This is a genomic window from Tabrizicola oligotrophica (genome assembly GCF_011008935.1).
Classification (GTDB): Bacteria; Pseudomonadota; Alphaproteobacteria; order Rhodobacterales; family Rhodobacteraceae; genus Tabrizicola_A; species Tabrizicola_A oligotrophica.
Genome location: NZ_JAAIVJ010000009.1, coordinates 69,803 through 88,226 on the forward strand (window position 1 = coordinate 69,803; position 18,424 = coordinate 88,226).

Genomic DNA, 18,424 nt, shown 5'->3' on the forward strand with positions numbered 1-18,424 from the left:
CCGGATTAATGCGCCATTTCATAACGCAGGATCGCCGCCTCGGAGGCCGACAGGTTGCGCCGCGCATAGTCGCCATAGCTGTGCGGATTGGCCTCCACCTCCGGCAAAAGCTGCAACAGGCCGCCCAACTGCCCCGGATCCACTGTATCGAGCGCGGTGTTCGACGGGTGGAAACTTTCCGATTCCAGCCCGTTGGCCCAGATCACGTTGTGCCGCTCCAGCAGGATATGCACATAGGTCACCTCGCGCAGCATGTGATCGACGATCACCGTCTGGTCGTTGACCAGATCCTCAGCCGCCACCAGCACCTCGGGCGTGTCGAACAGGGCCTGCGCGGCGGCTCCCCTGAGCAGCATCCGGTGCTGCGGCGAGACCAGCAGATCCTCATCCGGCCGGCCGATCCCCAGCGCCCCCGCCTTGAACCGCACCGGGCGCAGATGCGGCATGGCATAAAGCCGCGCGCCCGTCATGCGGCGGTGGCCGCACCACAGCACCTCTTGCGGGCCGTTGTCGCGGGTGGCGATCCGGTCGCCGGGGCGCAGGTCGCGGATCAGGCGCGGCCCGTCCGGCGTGGCCAGCCTGGTGTCGGGCGTAAAGCAGATCACCCCGCCCGCCGTGCGCGCGCCCGCGCCGGAATGGGTGCGGTCGATCGAGGTACGCACCACCCACAGATCCTGATCCACCGGCGGCAGGTCGCCCACCAGCATCAGGAGCCGCGCCCCGGTATCGGGCACCGGGATAAGTGTCACGGCATAGCTCTGATGGCCGTCAGTGACGATAAACCCTTGTTCAGGAAGGATTTCCACCTCGTCGCGGTCCGCATCCCCCTCGCCACCGACCGCAACGCCAACCAATCGGCGCACCATGCGCGCCGCCCGCTTGCGTATGTCCGCAGCCCCCTCGGCCCCTTCCAGAAGCAACACCCCCTGCGGCCCGTCCACGCGCACCGCCGCCCCCGTCCAGCGCCAGGTGGTGCCGACCGCGAGAACATCCAAAGGCGCGGCCCTGAGGCCGTCCACTTCCGTCTGAGACCAGGAGATGACGAACGTGCCCAAAGAGCCCGTCTTCATTGCCTGTATGCCTGCTCGTTCTTCTTGTTTTCATTTTTCGCGGCTTTTTCCGCCGCTTGTGAGCAAAAGTTAACAACTGCCCCGGCCCTTGGCTAGAGCAAACGGGCAACACCTGCCATATTGTACATCAGTTCAGAACCGCAGGTTCAGGCTGAGCGCCCCGACCAGCTGGCCTTCGGGCTGGCCGGTGAATTCCCGCGACAGGTAGCTCACGCCATAAAAAGCCGCGGCGCGCTTGCCTTGCCATTGCACCCCCGCGCGCAGGCGATAGCGCGCATCCTCGGCCACTGCCGCCCCGCCCGACGGCAAGAGTGCGGTGTCGAAGACATGCGCCAGATCGCCGCCGACAGTCAGGCTGAGACCCTCGTCCCGACGGCCCGCGACCCCGCGATAGCGCAGGCCGGTGGTCACATCGCGCAGCATCAGATCATCGCGGCCAAGCGCGCCAAAGGTGAAATCCGCCCCGACCCTGACCAGGCTTTCCACCCCGACCCGCGCTTCGGCAAAGGGCCGGGCCCGCAGGCCGCCCAGATCGTAGCTGCGCCCGATCTCGGCATTCAGACCGGGATACAGGTGGTTGCCGATCTGGTTTCCAAGGGTCCCGGCCGAGGGCGGCACCATGCCGGCAAGCTCGTGGAACCAGCGTTGAAAGCTGCCGATGCCGGTGCGCGGGCCGGTCATCGCCAGTTCGGCGCCCAGCCCGACCTCTGCCGCCTTCCAGCCGAAATGGGTGTTCATCCCAAGGCTCAACAGCCCGGCATAGCGCCGGTCTCCGACTGCCGGCGCCGTCAGGTTGTCCGGCGCGATCACCGCCGCATGGCCGCGAAACTCCAGCAGATCGCCAAAGGCCAGCGCCTCGTAGCCGTGCCATGACGGCCCGCGCACCCGGCTGACCGTGTAGGACCCCGAGCGCCAGCGGTCCTTGCTGTCGCCGATCTGGTCATTGGTGAAGATGCGGCCCCAGCCCAGCGTCACCCGGCCCTCCGCCGCCACACCCGTCGCCGACACCGCCAGAACGGCGGCCAAGAGGAGCCTTTTGAACATCCCGCGAATCCTTCTGCCCAGGCCCCCCAGCCGAAGGTGACCATAATCCGCATGAACCTCGCCCGCCACTGTGTTGAAATTATGGACGGACCGGCTGTTTCCGATATGCCACGCCGCGCCCGCTGCAGCCGCCTGCATGGTGCATCTGCACTATGGCGCGGCGCGCGGCCCTGCGAAACAGTGGGGCCACCGGCAGAGGGAGACGCGCCATGACCACCGCCTTCTATCACGACGAACGCTGCCTGTGGCACACCACCGGGGAACATGCGCTCATCATCCCGGTCGGGGGCTATGTCCAGCCGCCCGCCGGCGCCGGTCATGCCGAAAGCCCGGAAACCAAGCGGCGGTTCAAGAACCTGCTGGAGGTTTCGGGGCTTTGGAAGAAACTGGCCGTCCGCGATGCCGCCCCGGTGACGACCGAGGACATGCTGCGCGTTCACAGCGAGGACTATCTGAAGAAATTCAAGGATGTCTCCGACGCGGGCGGTGGCAACGCCGGCTATTACTCGCCCTTCGGCCGGGGATCTTACGAAATCGCCACCGTCTCGGCGGGCTTGGTGAAACAGGGCGTGCAGGATGTGCTGACCGGCGCGGTCTCGAACGGCTATGTGCTGTCGCGCCCGCCGGGCCATCATTGCCTGTCCGAAGCCTCGATGGGCTTTTGCCTGCTGGCCAACATCCCGATCGCGCTCGAGGCCGCCCGCGCCGCCCATGGCGCGCTGCGGGTGGCGGTGGTGGATTGGGACGTGCATCACGGCAACGGCACCGAGGCGGTGTTCTACGACCGCGACGACACGCTGACCATCTCGCTGCATCAGGAAGCCTGCTTCCCGCTCGACAAGGGGGCCGCCGCCGACCGCGGCGCCGGCAAGGGTCTGGGCTGCAATCTGAACATCCCGCTCCTGCCCGGCGGCGGCCATCAGGCCTATCTCGACGCCTTCGACCTGCTGGTCGCCCCCGCCCTGCGCGCCTACAGGCCCGAGCTGATCGTCGTCGCCTCGGGCCTTGATGCCAACGGCGTCGACCCCCTCGCCCGCATGCTGGCCCATGCCGAAACCTTTCGCGCCATGGCGACCCGCATCAAGGCGCTGGCGGCAGAGCTCTGCGACGGCAAGTTGCTTTGCGTCCACGAGGGCGGCTATTCCGAACTCATGGTCCCGTTCTGCGGCCTTGCCATCGTCGAAACCCTGTTGGGCGAAAAGACCGATGTCATCGACCCGATGTTCGACATCATCCACGCCCAGCAACCCCCCGCCGACATGATCGCCTTCCAGCGCGCGCGGCTCGAGGCACAGGCGAAGGCGGTTTTCGGATAATCGCTTTTCTGCAAGTCCAGAACCATCTCGGCGCCAGACGCAGCACGACGGGTTGGAAAAGATAAATCTCTCCCGGCCTTTCATACTGGCCTAAATATCCCCGCGCGGAGCGCTCCCGCCGGGTTCAGCCGCCGACCGGGCCGAGAATCTGCCGCGAATGATCCGCCAGATAGATCCGCAGCCACGGGGTAAACGCCTCGGGCGCGGCGGCAATCTCGGCCTGCAGCGCGGCAAGTTCCACCCAGCGCGCCGCCATCACCTCGTCAGCGTTCAGCCGCAGCGCCAGATCGGCCGGGGCCACGGCGCGAAACAGCGCCACCTCCTCATGCTCCACCATGCCGCCGCCGACTTCGGCGCGGTATTCCACCCTGCCCGCAGCCTGCAAATGAAGCCCGACGATCCCCAACTCCTCGCGCAGCCGGCGCGCTGCGCACTCCGCGTCCGCCTCGCCCCAGCGGGGATGCGTGCAGCAGGTGTTCGCCCAAAGCCCCGGCGTGTGGTATTTGGCCAAGGCGCGCTGCTGGATCAGGATGCCGCGCTCCGACAGCACGAAGACCGACACCGCCTTGTGGCGCAGGCCGCGAAGATGCACCGCCAGCTTCTCGACCGGGGCCAGTTGCCCCTCCACCCAGGCCGGGATCATCTCATCCATCACCATCCGCGCCGCACCTGTCTGACCCTTGCAGCCCCTTACCCACAACGCCCCGCGCGATCAACCCTTGCCAATCCCCCGCCCCCCGCGCTACCTGCCCCCGACAGCGGCAGCGGAGGCCCCCATGTTCGACCGTTCCATCAAGATCGCCCCTTCGATCCTCTCGGCCGATTTCGCCGATTTCGGCCGCGAAATTCAGGCCATCGAGGCGGAGGGCGCCGATTGGGTGCATGTCGACGTGATGGACGGCCATTTCGTGCCGAACATCACCTTCGGCCCGCCCGCCGTTGCCGCCTTCCGCAAGCATGTCAAGACGGTGATGGACGTCCATATCATGATCGCCCCGGTCGACCCCTATATCGAGGCCTTCGCACGTGCCGGCGCCGATATCCTGACCGCCCATGTCGAAGCCGGACCGCATTCGCACCGCACGCTGCAAGCCATCCGCGGCGCGGGCATGAAGGCCGGCATCGCGCTCAACCCCGGCACTCCGGCCGAGGCGGTGGCCCATCTTCTCGACCTCACCGATCTGGTCTGCGTGATGACGGTGAACCCCGGCTTTGGCGGGCAGAAGTTCATCGACATGACCGCCAAGGTGCGCCAGTTGCGCAGCATGATCGGCGACCGCCCGATCCATATCGAGATCGACGGCGGGGTAGACCCGGTGACGGCCCCCCTCGTCGCTGCCGCCGGCGCCGATGTGCTGGTGGCCGGATCGGCGGTGTTCAAGGGCGGCTCGGTCGCCAACCCCGGCGCTTACGGCCAGAACATCCGCGCCATCCGCGCTGCGGCCGAGGCCGCGCGTGGCTGACCCCCTGCCGCGGCTTGATACGGTTGCCGTCATCTTCGACCTCGACGGCACGCTGATCGATTCCGCCGCCGACATCCACGCCACCGCCAACCGGGTGATGGGCGAGATGGGCCATGCCGCGCTCAGCCGCGCCGAGGTGCAGGCCTATGTCGGCAAGGGCGTGCCGAACCTCGTCGCCCGGCTGCTGGAACACCACGGGCAAGACCCGGCCGGGCCGCTGCTTGCCCCCACCATCGCCCGGTTCGAAGCCGAATACCTCACCGCCCACAGCCAGACCCGGCCCTACCCCGGCGTGTTGCCGGCGCTGGAACGTCTCGCAGGCGACGGCGCGGCGCTGGGGCTTTGCACCAACAAACCGCTCGCCCCCGCCCGCGCGGTGATGGATCACCTCGGCCTGACCCGGCATTTCGCCGCCATCCTCGGCGGCGACAGCCTGCCCCTGCGCAAGCCCGATCCGGAGCACCTGCACGCCACCGCCCGTGCGCTCGACCGCCGCAAGGTGATCTTCGTCGGCGACAGCGAGGTCGACGCCGACACCGCCGCCGCGGCCCGGGTGCCATTCCTCCTGTTCACCGAAGGCTACCGCAAGTCGCCGGTTGACCGCATCGCCCACACCGCCGCCTTTGCCGATTGGTCGCACCTGCCCCGCCTCGTCACCGATCTCCTCTGACAGCGCCCTGCCTTTCATACTGGCCCAAATATCCACGGCACCGCGCCTGCCGCGCGCCCGCAGGCCGGCAGGCTTTCCCCTTCCCGCCACGCGCCACTTCGGCTAAACCGCGGACATGCCCGTCACGCTCACCTCGCTGTCCGACCTCGCCGCCCTCGGCTTCGATGCCATCATCGACGCCCGCGCCCCCGCCGAATATGCCGAAGACCACCTGCCCGGCGCGATCTCGCTGCCAGTGCTGAGCGACGCCGAACGGGCCGAGATCGGCACGCTCTACAAGCAGGTGAACCCCTTCACCGCCAAGAAACGCGGCGCGGCGCTGGTGTCGCGCAATGTCGCCGATCATCTGCTCGGGCCCTTGGCCGACAAGCCGGGCGGCTGGCGGCCCTTGGTCTATTGCTGGCGCGGCGGCCAGCGCTCGGGCTCGTTTGCGATCATTCTCCAGCAGATCGGCTGGCGGGCAGAGACGCTGCAGGGCGGCTACAAGGCCTGGCGCGGGCTGGTGGTGCGCGAGGTCTATGACACCCCGGTCCGCGCGCCGATGGTCGTGCTGGACGGCAACACCGGATCGGCCAAGACCGAGATCCTGAACCTGCTTCCCGCTCACGGCGTGCAGGTGATCGACCTTGAAGGGCTGGCGAACCACCGCGGCTCGCTCTTTGGCGCGCGCGGTGACCAGCCCAGCCAGAAGGCCTTCGAGGGCCGGTTGGCACAGGCGCTCGCCGCGCTCGACCCGACGCGCCCGGTGGTGGTGGAGGCCGAAAGCTCGAAGATCGGCAATTGCCGGCTGCCGCCCGAGATCTGGAAGGCGATGACCCGCGCCCCGCGCGTCGCCCTGACTGCGACGACGGCGGACCGCGCGCGCTATCTGACCCGCGCCTATGCCGACATGGTGGAGGATGCCGTCCGGCTTTCGGCGGTGATCGACCTGCTGAAGCCACAGCACGCGCAGGAAGTCATTGCCGAATGGCAGGCAATGGCCGCGACCGGGGCCTTTGCCGCGCTGGCCGAAGGTCTGATGGTGCGCCACTACGACCCGCGCTACGCCAAGCACCGCGCCCGTATGAAAGTGCCGGTTCAGGAGATCGAGGCCGGCCCGCTGACGGCCGGGAGCCTGCCGGCCACTGCCGCCCGCGTGGCGGCTGCCATCGCCGCACTGGGCTAGACCGCCCGGCCGCCTCGCCGGGGGCGGGCGGCGCAAGGCGGGGGGCTGTCTGCCCCCCACGGGATTTGGCAGGGCCAAATCCCGCCCCCCGAGGATATTTGCGCCAGTCTGAAAGGCCGGTCAGGCGCAGGTGATCCGGGCCGGGCCGGCGGTGATCTCGCCAATGGCCCGGGCCGCGGGAACGGCCGCGAGGAGCGCCGGCGCGGCCTTGGCCGGCACCGCCGCGAGAAGCCCGCCGCAGGTTTGCGGATCAAAGATGAGCGCGGCGCGGGGCGTGGTCAGCGGGCCGGAAATGCGGCCAAGGCAGGCGGCGCGGTTCGCCGGGGCGAGGCTGGAGGCCTCGCCGGCGGCGGCAAGCGCCTCGGCGGCGGGCAAAAGCGGCAGGTCGGCCAGCCGGAGCGTGGCGCCGCAGCCCGACGCCGCGCAGATCTCCAGCAGATGTCCGGCAAGACCAAAGCCGGTGACATCGGTCATGGCATGGGCCTGAGGCGCGAGCAGCGCCGCCGCCGGGCCGAGGCTTTCAGCCATCGATGCAAGACAGGCCGCCACGGCTTCGCCCAGCACCAGACCCGGCAACCGCGCCATGGCCATTTCCGCCGCCAGCACCGTGCCGGTGCCAAGCGGCTTGGTCAGGATCAGCACATCGCCCGGCTCGGCCCCCGCCTTGGAAATCGCCCGGTCAGCCAATCCCGTAACGGTGAAGCCGACGGTCAGCTCGGCCCCGGTCGAGGAATGGCCGCCAACGATATCGGCCCCGGCTTCGGCAAAGACCTGCGCCGCCTCGTCCATGATTTCGGCCAGCGTGCGCGCGCCAAGGGTTTCGCTGAGGCGCGGCAGGATCACCTGCGCCAGTGCCGCCTGCGGGCGGGCGCCCATGGCGAAGATGTCGCCCAGCGCGTGCGTGGCGGCGATGCGGGCCATCAGGCGCGGATCTTCGGTCAGGGCGCGCAGGTGGTCGGTGGTGATGACCTGCACCCCCGGCCCGGCGCGCAGCACCGCCGCATCGTCGCCCCGCCCCGACAGCACATCGGTCCGCGACGGCGCCGGCAGGCCGGCCAGCGCCGCCGACAGGCCCTCGGCCCCGAGCTTCGCGCCGCAGCCGCCGCAAAGCGGCTTGGTTCCCATCGCCTCGAGCAGCCCTTCGACACGGGGGCCGGCGGGCAGCGGTTGCAGCATGGGGCCGCCGGCGGTGAACATCGCCATGAACTTGCGGTCGATGCGGTCCTTCACCCGCCAGAGCCAGCCCCCGCCCGAACGCAGGCCGAACTTGTCGGCGACCGCCCCCTTGCCACCGGTGGAGACCAGTTTCAGATAGTCGCGCTGCGGGTGGTAGGCCTTAAGCCGCCCTCCGCTCAGCGCCGCCCGCAGGTTGTGCATGAGGACTGGCGCCTCGCGCACCGCAAAGACCCCGGCCTTGGGGCGCGGGGCGTGCGACAGGTGGGCGCAGTCGCCCGCCGCAAAGATCAGCGGGTCCGAGCTTTGCAGCGTCGGGCCGACGCTGACAAAGCCCTGATGCAGCGCAAGGCCGGTCCCGGCAAGCCAGCCCTGCGGCCGGGTGCCGGCGACCGACAGCGTGAAATCCGACGGCAGGGTTTCTCCGGTCGACAGTTGCACCGCATCGGCGCGGATCTGCGTGGCCTCGGCCCCGGTGACAAAGCGTACCCCCGCCTCGGCGCAATGCTGCACCAGCCGCGCCCGGGCGGCGCGGCCGATGTTGGGCAGCGCCTCGGCCTCGCGTTCGATGATGGTGATGGCGGGCCTGCGGCCAAGCCGCGCCAGCCGGTGATGCGATGCCAGCGCCAGCTCCACCCCCCCCACACCGCCGCCAATGATGACGAGGCGGGGGTTTGGCAGATCGCGGGACAGGAACCGCTCCCAGGTCTCGGCATAGCGGCCCAGCGGCTTGGCGGCCACCGCGTGATCGCCATAACCCGGAATGTCGGGCAGGTCCGAGCCGATGCCGATGTCAAGCGACATAAGGTCATAGGTCACGGGCGGGCGACCCGCCAGATGCACAAGGCGCCGGTCGCGGTCGATGCCGGTGGCGCGGTCAAGGATCAGGCGCGCCCCGGCCTGCCGGCCGAGCCGCATCAGGTCGATCATGATCTCGTCACGGGCATAATGGCCGGCGATCAGGCCGGGCAGCATGCCGGTGTAGGGCGCAGCGGCGCCGGGGTTGATGAGCGTGAGCCGCACGCCGGGCATGGGCTGCATCGCCCAGCGCAACAGCACCAGCGCATGGGCGTGGCCACCTCCGACCAGCACCAGATCCTTCACCGCCGGATAGCCCAACGCCTGCATCGCCGCCCCTGTTTCAACCGGCCCCTTCCTAGCCGCGCGGGAGGGGATTGAACAGCCGGGAAGCGTGCGGCCCCGCCCGCGACCGATTGCCCGGCCTTGCCGCCTGCGCTAGCCTGCCGCGCATGAGCCAGCGCCCGCGCATCATCATTGCCCAGCGACAAAGGCTGGCGCTGAACGCCAACCTCAGCGCCTCGATCCGGCTTTTGCGCAGCGATACCGCCGGGCTGACCCGCTATCTGGAGGAACAGGCAGCGGAAAATCCGCATGTCCGGCTTGTCGGCCCCGAGCCTGCCGCCATTGGCGACTGGCTGCCGCGCTGGTCGGGCGTTCTGGCCTTTGGCAAGGCGGGCCAGACCACGGCAAGCGAGCCGGCCTCGGCCCAGCCCAGCCTGATTGCTCATGTCGTTGCGGCCGTGCAGGCGCTGGCCTTGCCGCGCGTGGAACATGCGATCGCCCTTGCCCTGCTGGAGGCGCTGGAGCCCTCGGGCTGGCTTGGCCGCCCGCTGGCCGAGATTGCGGCCGAACTGGATCACCCGGCGACCGAGGTCGAGGCCGTGCTGCAGCGGCTGCAAAAGATCGACCCGCCGGGGCTTTTTGCCAGAAGCCTTGCCGAATGCCTTGCCCTGCAGGTCGAGGATCTGGGCAAACTTGACCGCGAGATGGCGGTGCTGCTGAACCATCTCGACCTTCTCGCCTCGGGTGGCACCCGGCGCCTTGCCCAGTTGTGCGGCTGTGACGAAGCGGGGATCGCGCAGCGCTTTCGCCTGATCCGCACGCTGAACCCCAAGCCGGGGGCCGGGTTTTCAACCGCAAACCCGGCCGAGGCCCGCGAACCCGATCTGCTCGCCCGTCCGCTGCAAGGGGGGCGCTGGCAGGTGGCGCTGAACCGCTCGGCCTTGCCCACCGTCGAGGTGTCGGGAACGGGTGGCGAGGACGGGGCCGCAAATCCGGCGGGGCTACAGGCCGCCAAGGCGCTGCAGCATATGGTCGAGGCGCGCAATGACACGCTGCTCAGGGTCGGGCGCGAGATCGTCACGCGGCAGGCAGAGGCGCTGGCGCAGGGGCCGGGGGCGCTGCGCCCGATGGTGATGGCCGATCTGGCCGAGGCGCTGGGGCTGCATGTCTCCACCATCAGCCGCGTGGTGGCAGGGGCGAGCCTCGACGGGCCGACCGGGGTCTGGTGGCTGCGGCAGATGTTTTCCGCAGCCCGGGGCGCGGCGGACGCCGGGCAGGAAGCCATGGCCAGCGACGGCGTCTCGGTCGCGGCACTGCGCCATCGGCTGGGCCGCCTGATTGCCACCGAGCCGCGCGCCGCGCCGCTGTCCGATGCCGCCCTCGCCGATCGGCTGGCGGCGGAAACCGGCGTGCGACTTGCCCGCCGCACCATTGCCCAGTATCGTGCAGCCGAAGGCTTTCCCGCCGCCCATCGCCGCCGCCTCAGGCCCCTGAAAGCGCGGCGAAAAACCGGCACGCCAAAGGATGGTCAGGTCTAGCGCGAGAATCCTGCCGGCCACGGTGCGATTGAGCGCCTGAATCGCTTGACGCCGCAGCGGAATCCCCTTACACGCCCCAAATCGAATTCGGTCTCTGCCCCCCGTTCGGGCGGACCCTCCTGTTTTGACACGAAGGATCACGACAATGTCGCGCGTCTGCGAACTGACCGGCAAAGGCCCGATGTCTGGCAACAACATCAGCCACGCCAACAACAAGACCCGTCGCCGGTTCCTCCCGAACCTGAACGACGTTACCCTGATCTCGGACGTTCTCGGCCAGTCGTTCAAGCTGCGCGTTTCGGCGGCTGCTCTGCGCACCGTTGACCACCGTGGCGGGCTGGACGCTTTCCTGGCCAAGGCCAAGGATGATGAGCTTTCGGTCAACGCGCTGAAGATCAAGAAAGAAATCGCCAAGGCTCAGGCTGCCGCCTGATCTTTCCGGCATATGCCTTGAAAGCCCCGCCTGTTAGTCAGGCGGGGTTTTTCGCTTTGGCGGGTCTTGGGGGTGGACGAACTGTCGCCTTTCCCCTGCCACGCGGATCGACTAAAGGCAGGGCCATGCGCATGTTTGCCGCCCTTCTGCTGTCTCTGGTGCTGGCCGTCGCCTCGGTGTCGATGGCCGTGGCGCGCGGGCAGGCGCCGATGGGCGGCACGATGGAGCTGTGCTCCGAAGGCGGCGCGGTCACCGTGATGATGGACGCAAGCGGCGCCCCGGTGCCGATGGCCCCGCATCTTTGCCCCGACTGCCTGAGTGCCGCGACCGCCCTTGACCTGACCGTGCCGCTGGTCCTCGCCGCGCCGGACCGGATCGCCCGGCCCGTCGCGCACGCCCCCCTGCACACCGCGCGGCATGTCGCGACCCCCCTCACCTTCCATGCCCGCGGACCGCCGCCTTGTTCTGTCTGATCCCTCACCCTTTTGACCAATCTGACAGAAAGACAAACCATGACCCGGTTTCAGACCCTGCTCGCTGCGGCGGCAACCCTTTTCGCGCTTCCCGTGTTCGCCCATGACGGCGTGCAGATCGACAACCCCTATGCCCGCACCATGGGCGGCATCGGCGCCTCGGGCGCGGTGTTTCTTGAAATCAGCAACCATGCCGATGTCGACGACCGGCTGGTCGACGTGAAATCCGACATCGCCGAAAAGGTCGAGCTGCACACCCACAAGGATGACGGCAACGGCGTCATGCAGATGCTGCATGTGCCCGAAGGCTTTCCGGTCGCCGCCCTTGGCGGCCATAACCTGCAACGCGGCGGCGACCACATCATGCTGATGGGCCTGACGCGCGAGCTGAAGGATGGCGACATCATCACCCTCACGCTGATCTTCGAACACGCCGGCGAGGTGGTGGTCGAGGCTCCGGTCGACAATGCCCGCAAGGCCGACGGCATGGGCCATGCCGGTCACCAGATGCCGCAAGGCCAGACCGACGTCAGCAACTGACCCGAAGACACAAGGGAACGGTTGGGGGGCGGGCTGGGCCTGCCCCTTTGCCCCGGCCTTCCGCCCCCCTGAACCCGCCAATAGGGCGATCATAATTATTGACTGAAAAACTCAACATAAACTATAGCGGGGCCAGCAAGGCGGGCGGCTTCTGATTCGATCGAAACCGCGCCGATCAGCCATCACATCCATCGCAAGCGGACGCACCCATGCCGGGTTGCGACCGCATTGGCACGCCAGACTTGGGAATTTGGAAGATGGCCGTTCTTGACTACACTCTGGCGTCGGCACCGGCGCTGGTTTCCTATATCCGCACGACCCTTCGGCTCGTCCATTTTCTTGGCCTTGTGCTTGGCCTTGGCGGCGCGGTCTTTCTCGACCTGATCCTGTCGCGCTACCGCCGCATGCGGGTCAGCGCCGAACTGGTCGGCCACATCGAATGGGTCAGTCGCTTCGTCGCCCTCGGCCTCCTGCTGCTCTGGATCTCCGGCCTCGGGTTTCTTGCGCTGTATCAGGTGGCCGAACCCGAGAAGCTGATGAACCCGAAGATCTGGGCCAAGCTGACCATCGTCAGCATTCTGACCGCGAACGGCCTTGTCATTCACCGCTTCGTGCTGCCCTTCGTCCGCGGGCAGATCGGCAGCCCGCTCCTGGCCGGCGTCTCGGCTGGCACGAAGGGAGCCCTGATCGGGTGCGGCGTCATTTCGCTCGTATCCTGGGGCGTGCCGGTCTTTCTCGGGGCGGCGCCACAACTGAATTTTGTCGTGCCCTGTGCGGTCATCCTCGCCGCCTATGCCCTGTTGCTGGCCCAGGCGTTTCTGATCGCCAGCCTTTTGATGCGCGACCGTGCCGATGCTCCCCTCCACGGCGCGACGTAAGCCTTCCTTTGCGCCAAAGCGTGCCAGGTTTGAGTTGGAACGAAAAGCGCGGCCTCTCGCATAGGCTCGAACGCGATTTTCGCCACGACCCGCTTCAAAGAGAACCTGACACGTTCTAGGGTCTGGCGCATGACCCGTTCCCGCGCCAAAGCCCCGACCGACCGCACCCGTCTGCGCCGCCTGCATGACAAGGCCGCCTATGACCGGGACACCATCCACGCCATCCTTGACGCCATGCCGCTGGCCCATGTCGGCTATGTGATGGACGGCGCGCCGGTGGTCATTCCCACCCTGCAATGGCGCGAGGGCGACCGGATCTACTGGCACGGATCGGCCGCCTCGCGGTCGATGAAGGCGGGCAAGGGCTGCCCGGTCTGCGTCACCGTCACGCTGAGCGATGCCATGGTGCTGGCGCGCTCGGCCTTCGAACATTCGGTCAATTCGCGCTCGGTCATGGTGTTCGGGCAGGCGGAGTGGGTCACTGACCCCGTCGCCAAGGCCGCGCACCTGCAGGCCATGGTGGAGCGGCTGTTCCCCGGTCGCTGGCCGCAATTGCGTCCGATGACCGAGACCGAGGTCAAGGCCACGGGCCTTTTGTCGCTGCCGCTGACCGAGGCTTCCGCCAAGATTTCCGCCGCCGCACCCGGCGAAACCGATGCGGAGGCGGACAAGGGCTGGCCGGTCTGGGCCGGGCTTCTGCCGATCGCGTTCCAAATGGGCGTGCCGATCCCGGCGCCCGACCTGCCGCCCGGCACCGCGCTTCCTGCCCACGCCGCGCGCTATCGCTTCGGGGAAAAGCCCGAATGACATCTCCGCACAAACCCCGTGTGCTGTTCGTCTGCCTTGGCAACATCTGCCGCTCGCCCACCGCCGAAGGCGTGTTCCGGGCGCGGGCGGCAAAGGCCGGGCTGGCGGTCGAGGTGGACAGTTGCGGCACGGGCGGCTGGCATGCGGGCGAACCGCCGCATCCGCCTGCGGTCAAGGCCGCACTGCGGCGCGGCTATGACCTGAACGGGCTGCGCGCCCGGCAACTCACCTTGGCGGATTTCACCGCCTTTGACCATGTTCTGGTGATGGACCGCCGCAATCTCGCCGAGGCGCGCGCCCTGCAGCCCAAGGACGGCGCCACGCCGCAGCTGGTCCTCGGCTATGCGCCACAGCACGGCGATGAGGTGCCGGACCCCTGGTATTCCGGCGATTTCGACGGGGTTCTGGACATGCTGGAGGCGGCCAGTGACGGGCTGATCGCCGCCTTGCAGAGCGGCAAGCCGGCGGGGTCATGACCCGCCCGCGCGCGACTTTCAGCCTTGGCTGGCGCTTGCGCTTTCACCGGCGCCACACAGCGCCTCGGCCTGCGCACCGAAAGCCTTGTAACGCTCCCAGAACGCATCATCGCCCCGGCTTTTCGACATCCAGACCTTGTGGGCCTTTTCGGGGTCCTTGAAGAAGCTGACCGCCCGGCGCTGGTCGCTGGTCGACAAGGTCATGTTGGCGGCCTGCTCGATGCAGGCGCACAGCGAGCGCGTCGCCGCCTCGCGGTCGGATTTGTTGCAGGCGCGCTCGATGGGACCGGCAACGGCGGCGCCGGCCACAAGGGCCAGCCCTGCGGCCAGTCCGGCGGCAAGGAAATGGGATTTGGTCATGTCTCGGCCTCTGTCTGTCCACATGATCCCGTGAGGCGGGCCTGCGGATCGTATTCTGCGCAATACTATGACCGCAAGGCCCCGGGTTTTCAATGGGGCTTTGCCGCTCACCGCAGCGTCACGGGCCGGCCAGCCCTGCCGCCATTGCCCGCAGCATGGCGAGATTGCCCGCGACCACCCCCGGCGCTTCGAAATTCCGGTCGGCGGCATTGACCGCGATCACCACCCCCAGACCGGGGTTGATATAGATATACTGGCCGTAAATCCCCTGCGCCATCACCTCGCCCGGACTGGCGTTTTCGGGGATCCACCACTGGAACCCGTAGTCCGAGCCGTCGCTCGCCTGCCGGCTGGTCATGGCGATGACCCAAGGCTCCGGCACCACCTGCGCGCCCTGCCATTTGCCGCCCTGCAGCACCATCTGGCCGAAGCGGGCATAGTCGCGGGTGCGCAGGTTGAGCCCGCCCAGCACTAAGGCCACGCCCTCGCCATCGGTCAGGTAGTAAGGCGCGGCTTCCAGCCCCAGTGGCGCGAGGAGACGGCTTTCCAGAAGTTCGGGAATGTCCTTGCCGGTCGCGCCCCGCATGACCATGCCCAAGACATGGGTGTCAATCGAGACATAATGGAACCGCGCGCCGGGGTCAGCGTCGCGCGCCACCAGCCCGGCTGCAAAGGCATCCATCGAGCCGCCCAAAGCCAGAACCCGACCCATCTTGTTGATATCGCTATTAAAGTCCAGATAGTCCTCGTTGAAGGCCACGCCCGAGGACATGGTCAACACATCGCGGATCGTCGCGCCGTCATAGGCCGAGCCGGTCAGGCCGGGGGCATAGCGCACCACCGGATCGTCCAGGCTGGCAAAGGCGCCTTCGGCATTCAGGATGCCGAACAGGCTGACCAGAAAGCTTTTCGCCATCGACCAGGAAATCCGCAGGTCCTCGGCCCCGGTGCCAAGGTAATAGCTTTCATGCACCAGTTGGCCGTTCTTCAGCAGCACAAGACCAGTGATCGCGCGGTCCTTGACCCACTGCGCGGCCTCCGCCGACAGCTCGGCGGGCGGACCGGGGGGCAAGGGCGACACCGGCCCCGCGCCGCGCGACAGCGGGCGGGTCAGGAACAGCTGGTCCATGTGGCTGAAATTCTGCACGATGGTTTCGGCGTCAAACAGGCTGTTGACCGCCATCAGCCGGGTGATCTCCTCGCGCTTCCAGACTGCCGCGGCGGTGGCAAGCACAAGAAGGACGGCGATGACCTGCAGGGCGCGGCGCAGGAGGCGGGGCATGGGCGATCTCCGGTTGCGGTGCCGTCAGGCGACCACGGCCGGCCGATGGTGGCAAGGCGGAAATTGCGGGGACGCCGCGTCAGGTCCCTGTCTCAGTCTCCCTTGCGCAAAAGCCCGCGCAAGGCGTCGAAGGGGCTGTGCGGCTTGGCCGGCGCCGTGGCTTTTTCGGGGGCCATCGCGCCGGGTTTGTCATCGGGTTGCGCGGACGCCGCCTCGCCACCCGCGCCGGAATTGCGTGCCGGCGCCATGCGCAGCGCCACCGCGTTCAGGAACCTTGCGCTATCGCCCGCCGCCAGAGCCGCCGCCCCGTCGGAAATGCCGCGCAACAAATCATCCAGCCAGTCCTGATCCGCCTTGGCGAAATCATGCAGCACATAGGCGGCCACGGCGTCCTTGTGGCCGGGATGTCCGATGCCCAGCCGCACGCGGTTGTAAGCCTCGCCCAGATGCTGATGGATCGAACGCAGGCCATTGTGCCCGGCATGGCCGCCCCCGGTCTTGACGCGGGCCTTGCCGGGGGCAAGGTCCAGCTCGTCATGAAACACCGTCACCTCGTTGAGCGCGAGCTTGTAAAAGGACACTGCCGATTGCACCGACTGGCCCGACAGGTTCATGAAGGTCTCGGGTTTCAGAAGCACGACCTTTTCCAGCCCCAGCCGCCCCTCGGCCGCCAGCCCGTGATGCGCCTTCCGCCACGGGCCAAAGCCATGGTCGGCGGCGATGCGGTCCAGCGCCATGAAACCGATGTTGTGGCGGTTGCCCGCATATTTCGCGCCCGGATTTCCAAGCCCCACGAAAAGCCGCATGCCCATCTCCCTTGCCGGCCCCGCAATCTCATGACCGCCCGCGCATGGCAAGCCTTGCGTGGCTTGACTTGCCCCGAGGCGCGGGCCAGCTATGGGAAAAACGGAGCAGCGCTTGCGGATCACGGTTGTCGCCTCGATGCGGAACGAGGGGCCCTTCATCGTCGAATGGGTCAGCTGGTATCGCATGCTGGGCTTCAGCGATGTGGTCGTCGTGACCAACAACTGCACCGACCGCTCGCCCGACCTTCTGGACGCGCTGGAGGCGGCGAAGCTGGTGCATCACATCCGCTGCAATGTGGAGCCGGGCAAGCGGATCACCCATCGCAAGCTGGCCGCCGCCGCCGAACACAAGGCCGTCCGGCGGGCGGACTGGCTGCTGGTCTGCGACGTCGACGAGTTTCTGGTGATCCACAAGGGCACGGGCAAGATCGACGCGCTGATCGGCACCCAGCCGGAAGATGCCCCCTTTGCCGCCATGGCCTTCAACTGGCGGGTGTTCGGCACCGGCGGCGTCAAGCGGTTCGAGGACCGCCCCGTGCATCAGCAATTCGCCTTCGGCCTGCCGCTGGAGCGGGCCTTGTCGCGCCATATCAAGGTGTTGCACCGCCAGCCGCGCTGGTTTCAGGCGCTTGGTGAACACGGGCCGCGCGGCTGGGATCTGGCGCGCTTTCAGCGCAACCCCGAAGATCCGGGCATGCAGATGGTCAACGCCAAGGGGCAGGAGGTGCCCGACTGGAACCCCGACGGGCGCTACATGCGCCACCTGCCCGAGGCGCTGGCCACGCATGAGGGGGCGCAGATGAACCATTACATGCTGCGCTCGGAGGAAAGCTATTCCTTGAAAGCGGGCACGCAGGCGCCGGTCACGCTGTCGCTGCGCTATACCGACACCTACCGGCGCCGCGCCAATGCCGACCCGGAAACCGACAGTTCCGCCTTCCGCCATGCCGAGGCCTTCGCCGAGGTGCAGGCAAGCACCATGGCGCTGCCCGGCGTCGCGCGGCTGCATGCGCTGTGCTGCGCCGACCATCTGCGGCTGATCGCCGAGAAGCACGACCGCCGGGTCGAGGAGGATCCGCGCTGGCATGCCTTTCTGGCCGCAGCCGAGGCCGCCGGGCAGGCCGGGGCGTGAGCGCGCCGGGTTTCCGGCGGCTTTGGGACCGCGCCCCCTTCACGGTGGAGTTTCTGGACGGGACAGGGGGCGATCTGGTGATCGCTTTTGCCTCGATCGGCCATGACCCGAGCCGGCCGCCCTCGCCCGAGTTTGTCGCCACCGCGACCGGGCGCGGCACGACGGCCTATCCCCGCCGCGCGCTCTTTGTGCAGGACGCGGGCCGTGGCTGGGCGAGCGACCCCGGCTTTGCCCCCGCCCTTCTGGCCGCCGTCGGCGCCGTGCGGGCCATGGCCCCTGTCGCGCGCATTGCCTGCCTCGGCCTGTCGATGGGCGGCTTTGCCGCGCTGGCCGCGATGCAGGTGCTGCCGGTCGAAGTGACGCTCGCCTTCGGTCCGCAGCGCCGGGTTCTGGGCCGGGGGCCGGACCGCTGGTCGGGCTGGACGGGGCGGATTTCTGCGACCCCCTACCCCGTCGCCCCCCTGCCCGGGCCGGGTCAGGGCTGGGCCTGCGTCTTTCACGGGCTGGTCGATGACGGGGCCGAGGCGATGGCCTTTGCGCTGCAACCCGGGACCGATCATTTCCTGTTTGCCGGCCAAGGCCATTCCGACCTCGTGCCGCATCTGAAGGCGCGTGGCGTGCTGGCGGGGCTGATGGAGGCTGCCCTTGCCGGCGACCGGCGACGGCTGATCCGCATCGCGGGATCGGCGGGCGGTGTGCGGCGCAAGGCATGATC

The 18,424-nt window shown here is 68.2% G+C and carries 20 protein-coding genes; 13 read left to right on the plus strand and 7 right to left on the minus strand.

Annotated elements, in window-relative coordinates; translation table 11 throughout:
* Positions 1-5 precede the first annotated feature (5 nt).
* Both G4Z14_RS14430 and G4Z14_RS14435 read right to left on the minus strand, forming a co-directional pair.
* Positions 6-1,070: a Hint domain-containing protein gene (locus tag G4Z14_RS14430; protein WP_164626934.1), complete on the minus strand. Its 1,065-nt coding sequence runs from the start codon at positions 1,068-1,070 to the stop codon at positions 6-8.
* A 132-nt stretch (positions 1,071-1,202) separates the two neighbouring features.
* Positions 1,203-2,114 carry a lipid A-modifier LpxR family protein gene (locus G4Z14_RS14435; protein WP_164626936.1) on the minus strand — a complete coding sequence of 304 codons (912 nt, stop codon included), beginning with the start codon at positions 2,112-2,114 and terminating at the stop codon, positions 1,203-1,205.
* 209 nt (positions 2,115-2,323) lie between these two features.
* Between G4Z14_RS14435 and G4Z14_RS14440 the strand changes: the two genes are divergently transcribed.
* The gene (locus tag G4Z14_RS14440) at positions 2,324-3,430 is read left to right on the plus strand and encodes a class II histone deacetylase (protein WP_164626938.1); all 1,107 of its coding nucleotides are present in this window, start codon (positions 2,324-2,326) and stop codon (positions 3,428-3,430) included.
* A gap of 124 nt (positions 3,431-3,554) precedes the next feature.
* Here G4Z14_RS14440 and idi read toward each other — a convergent pair whose 3' ends face one another.
* Positions 3,555-4,082, minus strand: coding sequence for an isopentenyl-diphosphate Delta-isomerase (gene idi / locus G4Z14_RS14445; RefSeq protein ID WP_227751770.1), 528 nt, complete (start codon positions 4,080-4,082; stop codon positions 3,555-3,557).
* A 124-nt stretch (positions 4,083-4,206) separates the two neighbouring features.
* Here idi and rpe point away from each other — a divergent pair, with 124 nt between their 5' ends.
* The 3 genes from rpe (at position 4,207) to mnmH (ending at position 6,728) form a co-directional block, all read left to right on the plus strand.
* Entirely contained in the window at positions 4,207-4,893 is a 687-nt protein-coding gene (gene rpe, locus G4Z14_RS14450) for a ribulose-phosphate 3-epimerase (RefSeq protein WP_164626940.1), read from the plus strand.
* Positions 4,886-5,563, plus strand: a complete 678-nt coding sequence (gph, locus tag G4Z14_RS14455; protein ID WP_321573054.1) for a phosphoglycolate phosphatase — start codon at positions 4,886-4,888, stop codon at positions 5,561-5,563. The genes rpe and gph overlap by 8 nt, the downstream gene beginning before the upstream one ends.
* Before the next feature lie 115 nt (positions 5,564-5,678).
* Positions 5,679-6,728, plus strand: coding sequence for a tRNA 2-selenouridine(34) synthase MnmH (mnmH, locus tag G4Z14_RS14460; RefSeq protein ID WP_164626944.1), 1,050 nt, complete (start codon positions 5,679-5,681; stop codon positions 6,726-6,728).
* Between the two features lie 120 nt (positions 6,729-6,848).
* On the opposite strand, the gene selD is transcribed toward mnmH, so the two are convergent.
* On the minus strand, positions 6,849-9,029 hold the full coding sequence (selD, locus tag G4Z14_RS14465; RefSeq protein ID WP_164626946.1) for a selenide, water dikinase SelD: 2,181 nt from the start codon (positions 9,027-9,029) through the stop codon (positions 6,849-6,851).
* 122 nt (positions 9,030-9,151) lie between these two features.
* On the opposite strand from selD, the gene rpoN reads away from it, so the two are divergent.
* From rpoN to G4Z14_RS14500, 7 genes are all read left to right on the plus strand, one after another.
* A complete protein-coding gene (rpoN, locus tag G4Z14_RS14470) occupies positions 9,152-10,522 on the plus strand; it encodes an RNA polymerase factor sigma-54 (RefSeq protein ID WP_164626948.1) in 1,371 nt (456 codons plus the stop codon).
* 145 nt (positions 10,523-10,667) lie between these two features.
* Positions 10,668-10,955: a 50S ribosomal protein L28 gene (gene rpmB, locus G4Z14_RS14475; RefSeq protein WP_164626950.1), complete on the plus strand. Its 288-nt coding sequence runs from the start codon at positions 10,668-10,670 to the stop codon at positions 10,953-10,955.
* Between the two features lie 125 nt (positions 10,956-11,080).
* Entirely contained in the window at positions 11,081-11,428 is a 348-nt protein-coding gene (locus G4Z14_RS14480; RefSeq protein ID WP_164626952.1) for a DUF2946 family protein, read from the plus strand.
* 39 nt (positions 11,429-11,467) lie between these two features.
* Positions 11,468-11,968, plus strand: coding sequence for a copper chaperone PCu(A)C (locus G4Z14_RS14485; protein WP_164626954.1), 501 nt, complete (start codon positions 11,468-11,470; stop codon positions 11,966-11,968).
* Between the two features lie 257 nt (positions 11,969-12,225).
* Positions 12,226-12,846 (plus strand): hypothetical protein, encoded by a 621-nt coding sequence (locus G4Z14_RS14490; RefSeq protein ID WP_164626956.1) that lies wholly within the window; start codon positions 12,226-12,228, stop codon positions 12,844-12,846.
* Positions 12,847-12,975: 129 nt separating this feature from the next.
* Entirely contained in the window at positions 12,976-13,653 is a 678-nt protein-coding gene (locus G4Z14_RS14495) for a pyridoxamine 5'-phosphate oxidase family protein (protein WP_164626958.1), read from the plus strand.
* Positions 13,650-14,129, plus strand: a complete 480-nt coding sequence (locus G4Z14_RS14500) for a low molecular weight protein-tyrosine-phosphatase (RefSeq protein WP_164626960.1) — start codon at positions 13,650-13,652, stop codon at positions 14,127-14,129. The genes G4Z14_RS14495 and G4Z14_RS14500 overlap by 4 nt, the downstream gene beginning before the upstream one ends.
* 18 nt (positions 14,130-14,147) lie before the next feature.
* Here G4Z14_RS14500 and G4Z14_RS14505 read toward each other — a convergent pair whose 3' ends face one another.
* The 3 genes from G4Z14_RS14505 to pth all read right to left on the minus strand — a co-directional run bounded on the left by G4Z14_RS14505 (position 14,148) and on the right by pth (position 16,577).
* The gene (locus G4Z14_RS14505; protein WP_164626962.1) at positions 14,148-14,489 is read right to left on the minus strand and encodes a hypothetical protein; all 342 of its coding nucleotides are present in this window, start codon (positions 14,487-14,489) and stop codon (positions 14,148-14,150) included.
* Between the two features lie 118 nt (positions 14,490-14,607).
* The gene (locus G4Z14_RS14510; RefSeq protein WP_164626963.1) at positions 14,608-15,771 is read right to left on the minus strand and encodes a serine hydrolase domain-containing protein; all 1,164 of its coding nucleotides are present in this window, start codon (positions 15,769-15,771) and stop codon (positions 14,608-14,610) included.
* Between the two features lie 92 nt (positions 15,772-15,863).
* Positions 15,864-16,577, minus strand: coding sequence for an aminoacyl-tRNA hydrolase (gene pth / locus G4Z14_RS14515; protein WP_164626965.1), 714 nt, complete (start codon positions 16,575-16,577; stop codon positions 15,864-15,866).
* Between the two features lie 112 nt (positions 16,578-16,689).
* Here pth and G4Z14_RS14520 point away from each other — a divergent pair, with 112 nt between their 5' ends.
* The gene (locus G4Z14_RS14520) at positions 16,690-17,709 is read left to right on the plus strand and encodes a glycosyltransferase family 2 protein (protein ID WP_164626967.1); all 1,020 of its coding nucleotides are present in this window, start codon (positions 16,690-16,692) and stop codon (positions 17,707-17,709) included.
* A complete protein-coding gene (locus tag G4Z14_RS14525; protein ID WP_164626968.1) occupies positions 17,706-18,422 on the plus strand; it encodes a hypothetical protein in 717 nt (238 codons plus the stop codon). The genes G4Z14_RS14520 and G4Z14_RS14525 overlap by 4 nt, the downstream gene beginning before the upstream one ends.
* Positions 18,423-18,424: the final 2 nt, after the last annotated feature.